Source organism: uncultured Gemella sp., from assembly GCF_963529685.1.
Classification (GTDB): domain Bacteria; phylum Bacillota; class Bacilli; order Staphylococcales; family Gemellaceae; genus Gemella.
The window spans coordinates 1-5,105 of the sequence record NZ_CAUSAI010000066.1; the positions used below are offsets into that span (position 1 = coordinate 1).

2 protein-coding genes and 1 pseudogene are annotated in these 5,105 nt (G+C 30.3%); 1 reads left to right on the plus strand and 2 read right to left on the minus strand.

Going from position 1 to position 5,105, the window contains the following annotated elements:
* A pseudogene (locus tag RWS90_RS07590) lies at window positions 1–289 on the minus strand (glycoside hydrolase family 32 protein); the annotation flags it as partial.
* A gap of 224 nt (window positions 290–513) precedes the next feature.
* Between RWS90_RS07590 and RWS90_RS07595 the strand changes: the two are divergent.
* Window positions 514–2,277 carry a glycerophosphodiester phosphodiesterase gene (locus RWS90_RS07595; protein WP_314550170.1) on the plus strand — a complete coding sequence of 588 codons (1,764 nt, stop codon included), beginning with the start codon at window positions 514–516 and terminating at the stop codon, window positions 2,275–2,277.
* 42 nt (window positions 2,278–2,319) lie between these two features.
* Here the strand turns inward: RWS90_RS07595 and RWS90_RS07600 are convergent.
* Window positions 2,320–5,105: MucBP domain-containing protein (locus tag RWS90_RS07600; RefSeq protein WP_399541622.1), on the minus strand; the 2,786-nt coding region annotated here is incomplete at its 5' end.

A 5,105-nucleotide genomic window follows, 5' to 3' on the forward strand; every position in this document is an offset into this window, starting at 1 on the left:
TTCCTGTGTAATAGAAGACTAATTTTCCATCTTCTATATTGGCACTTCCTGAATATACACCATGCGTTTCTTCTTCTATAGTTGGTGTTAGGAATACGCCACGGTCTTCGTAATTTTTTAGATCACTACTAGTGTAATAATACCATAATTTTAGTCCACCATTTACTTCATAAGAATATTGATGAAAAATATGGTATTTTCCGTTAAAGTATGCTAATCCATTAGGATCGTTTAGCCAACCTTTAGTAGGTTCTAAATGAAGATTTTGTTTCCAATTATTAGCTAGCATTTACAAGCTCCTTCTTAGTTTATATAATGACATTTAACAATTACCAAATACAAATGGTAACGTTACTTTTTAATTTTAACCTACACGGTGAGATTTGTCAAGAAAAAAGGTAACGTTACTTTTTTATTTTAAAAATTTTTCTTTATTCCTCCAATTTCTTGCTACATAATTTTATTTTTGGTATAATCTAGTAGCGTAAAAATACTATAAAAAGTGAGGTTATCATGAATTTTACAATTAGAAATTTATTCTTTAATGTATTAAAAAACATTAACCGTTATAAATTCACTTATATTTCAATCGCAGCTATCATTCAATTTATTTTAATCTGTGGTTTATGGATAATCGCCAAAATCTTCCAACTAGCCCTTACCCTCGCCGGTGAAGAACATTTAGACAAGAATAATATTCTAAGCATATTAATCAATCCATATAGTTTTGTAATATTAAATATATTAATACTTATAGTAGCATTCTTTATGTTTATTGAATTTTCAATACTTACCTTTACTATTTATGGACAATTAACTGATAGACAATATTCATTTAAAAATATATTGAACAATGCTTGGAAAAAAACTAAAAACCTAGCAGGTTTTCAAACTTTATTTTTTATAGTCTACTTCCTTATAACTATACCAACTATCAATCTTGGTGTTAAATCTGTTATCGCAAAGAATTTATTTATTCCGAAATTTATTAGTAATGAAATAATGAAAACTACTAGTGGCTTTATTATCTGGAGTTTAATAATGTTAATACTGGCATATATAAATCTTAGACTAATTTTCACCCTTCCACTAACTGCTGTTGGTGATGAAAAAATACTAGACAGTATAAAAAGAAGTTGGGAACTTACAAAATCTGGTAAAAGAAAATTATTATTTACTATTGGTTTATTTGAAATTATATATCTAATAATAGCTGGGATCCTAACAACTCTAATTACAATTATTTGTATATACTTCGATAGTGACGGGAATAATCCTCTAGTTCAAACTATATTTTTCTCATCAATTAGTGCGCTTGTTTTCTTTCTTGGAGTTATCTCAAAAGTAACAGTTATCACCTCACTAATTACAATTCTTATCGATCATAATGAAATATCAGAAGAGTTAGTTAATAATCTTAATGAAAACAAGAAAAAATCAAGCTTCGCAATAACCTTTACAACTATCATTATAATAATTGCAACGATTATTAATGGTTTTAATACATATGGGAATGGAGTTAATAAGAATATTGAAACAATAGCACATCGTGGATATGTTGCTAAAGGCGTTGAAAATTCAATTGAAGCTCTTGAAGGTGCTGCAGAAGTAGGTGCTGATTACGTTGAATTTGATATTATACTAACAAAAGATAATAAATTTGTCGTTATGCATGACTTTAACCTAAAAAGACTCGCTGGTATTAATAAACGTGTTCAAGATATGAACTTTGATGAAATTGTCGGCTTACAGATAAAACAAGGAGACTATACTAGTAAAATTCCGTCACTAGAAGAATTTGTAACTAAAGCAAAAGAATTGAATATGAAGCTTGTAATCGAACTAAAACCTCATGGTGCGGAACCATCTAATTATATCGACATATTTATTAATGAAGTCAAAAGATTAAAACTTGAAAATTATAAATTTATGTCATTAAATCCTAAAGTAGTAGAAGAATTAGAAACAAAAGCGCCAAACTTGGAAACTGGTTATGTGATTCCTCTTCAATTTGGAAACTTTCACCAAAGTAACGTCGACTTTTTCGTAATAGAAGATTTCTCTTATAGAGATCGTCTTGTAGAACAAGCTAAAAAGCAAAATAAAAAAGTTTTTGTTTGGACTATCAATGATTCAGCACTAATTACTAAATATCTACAAAGCCCTGCAAATGGTATCATTACCGATGACCCTGAGCTTGTTAAAGAAGAGAAAGACATTTTAGAAAATCATTATACTTATTACGATAAAATCTTAAGGCTTGTTAATTTTAGATAAAAATAACGACTAGAACACTTTTGTTCCAGTCGTTATTTTATATTATCCTAAAATTTTCTTAGCTGCTGTTTCCAATGCTAATATTTGTTCTTTTAATTGTTCTTTAGTTGAATCTTCATTTAATAATCTCCTAGCCAAAGCTCTTGCCTTTTTATATTCTGACTGCAATTCTGGTGTTACTTGGGAAAATTTTTCATTTTTTCTTAAATCATTATCTACTAATTTTTGTAATTTAGATTTTAGCTGTTCAACTGATTCTGCAATATTCTCTTCAGTAGCAGATTCTTTCCCTTCATTATTATTTAAATTATCTATTTCTGCTATCAGTGCTCTTAAAGCTTCTACAGTTGTTGCTTCTTTAATTCTCTTAATATATTTATTCTTATCTTGAACAAATTCAGAATTTAAAACCCTACTCTTAGCCTCTTTTTTGACTTCTTCTAGTTCCTCAGTCATAGAAGTTGAATTATTATTTGAAGGTGTTATTTCTGCAGAACTACTATTTTTCTGAGCATTTGCTTCCTCAAGCGTTTTTATAGCTGCAGATAATTTATTAATTCTTATCTCTAATTCATTTTTATCAGCGCCAGTCTTAGATAGTACTTTTTCTGCATTATTTCTTGAATTCAGCCAAGCAGTTTCTTCTCCAGTTCCTTGCATTTTATAATTAGATTCAGTTCTTAGGTCTTTTGCTACAAGATTCTGTAGTTGTTCTTTTAATTTCTTAACATCTTCATTAACCACTGGCTGTGTTCCGCTATTTGAATCTTCAACTTTTGGCTTTTCTGTCGTCATTGAATCACCATTAGAATTCTTATATACATATGTTATTTCTGTTTTTTCTCCAATTCTATCATTGAGTGCACTAATATCTTTTACTTTAACAAATGTATACCCTGTTAAGTCAGCTTTCCCTACTGAAACTGGGAAGTGACTATATGCTTTTAATACTTTATCTTCAGCAATCTTTTTACCAGTTTCATCTTGATATTTAAGTGTTATAGTTTTTACAACTGGATCTACTTGTCCACCTGTTTTTTCAACAATAGCGTGTACTTTATGAGTTGTATCAAAATTTGTTCCATCCACCGCAAAAGTATAAGTAAATTTCATATTCTCTTTTAAATTACCAGGTAAAATTATTTCAGCAATTTGGAATGTTCCATTTCCAAGAATACCATTATTTACACCGCTCTTACCTGCAAGAACCATTTTAATAAGATCACTCTCAGCTCCTTCTATAGGCCACTCTACTCCATTTTGGTCAACTATCTTAACTTTTGTTTTTACTTCATTCAAATTAGCTCCGTAAAGGTGAACTTCAGTTTTTTTACTAACTTGATTCGATGCTACAGTTGTTTCAGTTTTTTCTATCCCGTCATTCACAGCACCAGTCCCACTTGTTCTATATGAAGTAATTGTTAAATTTGATAATACTGGTTTTGTACTATCTTGATCTTTCGCTACTACTGTAAACGTAGGTTTATCGCGTCTATCTCTTCCTTCTAACGTAGTGATATTGACTTCTTTACCATTTTGATATATTTTCACTTTATATGATTTTGAAGTATTTTTAGTATTTTCCGGGAAATTAATTCTCGCTACAAGATCATTATTGCGTTTTTCATATACTACATTATTTGTTAGTGTAGTATTTTCTTCTACTGAATCTGCATTGAATACTCTGATTTTCACATTACTAGTTGTTAAATTATTCCCTTTTAAAACTAGTCTTCCTTCTCCTCCACCTTGAAGAACTTCATTTTCTAGTGAATAACTTGATATTTTAGCTTCCTCTACAAAGGCTTCTTGCATCTTTTCTAAATATTTATTTGTTTCTACACCATCTACAGTTACTACAAATTTATATTTAACATCTTTATTAGTTTCATTTTCTGGAACAGTAATATTGTAGCTCACTTTATTAGTTGATTCAGTTAAAAATTTATCTATTGTTACATTCTCTGTTTTTACACCATCTCGATAAGCAACAAGTCCTACTTTGTTTACATCTGTATTTTTAACTTCTACATCAAATAATAATAATCCACCTTTACCTGATAAATTTTTTGTAACTATTGCTTCTTTAATAGCTACTATATTACCATCTTCTGTTTTTGGTTTTTCTGGAGTTGACTCATTTTTCGGATTATCCGGCTTAGTTTCTCCTGATACTTCTGGTTTTTCTGGAGTTGTTCCTGGGTTGCTCTCTCCTAGTTTTTCCGGTTTTGTTTCCGTGTTATTTCCACTAGGAGGCGTTACCTTCCCTCCTACTTTTTCAGCAACAGCATTAACTTCTTCGATAGTTTTCGCTCTAGTTAACTCTGCTCGTAACTTTAACTTATCTTCATTATCTTTATTTGAAGAAACAATTAGTTTTTTAACTTTTGTTTTTTCACTTCCAACAATAGCCGCATTAGTTTTTTCTGTTAAGTTTGAAATAGCTGCTTCCAATTGTTCTTTAGTAGCATTTGAATTTTTAAGTACTTTTTCTGCTTCTGTTTTAGCAACTATCCACGCATTATTAGCTGGTTGATTACCTTCGTTGGCTACATATCCTTTTTCATTTCTAAGTTCTCTACTTGTTAATTTTTTAAGTTCAACACGTGTTTTACTCAAATCTTCTTTAGAGTTTTCTTCTTTATGTTCTGGAGTTAGCTTTCCTTCTGGTTTGTCCGGTTTTATCTCTGGTTTCGGCTGCTCCGGTTTCACTTCAGGGTTAGGTTTAACTTCTGGTGCTGGTTTTATTTCTGGTTTATCTGGTTTTACCTCCGGTTTCGGTTGCTCCGGTTTCACTTCAGGGTTAGGTTTAACTTCTGGTGCTGGTT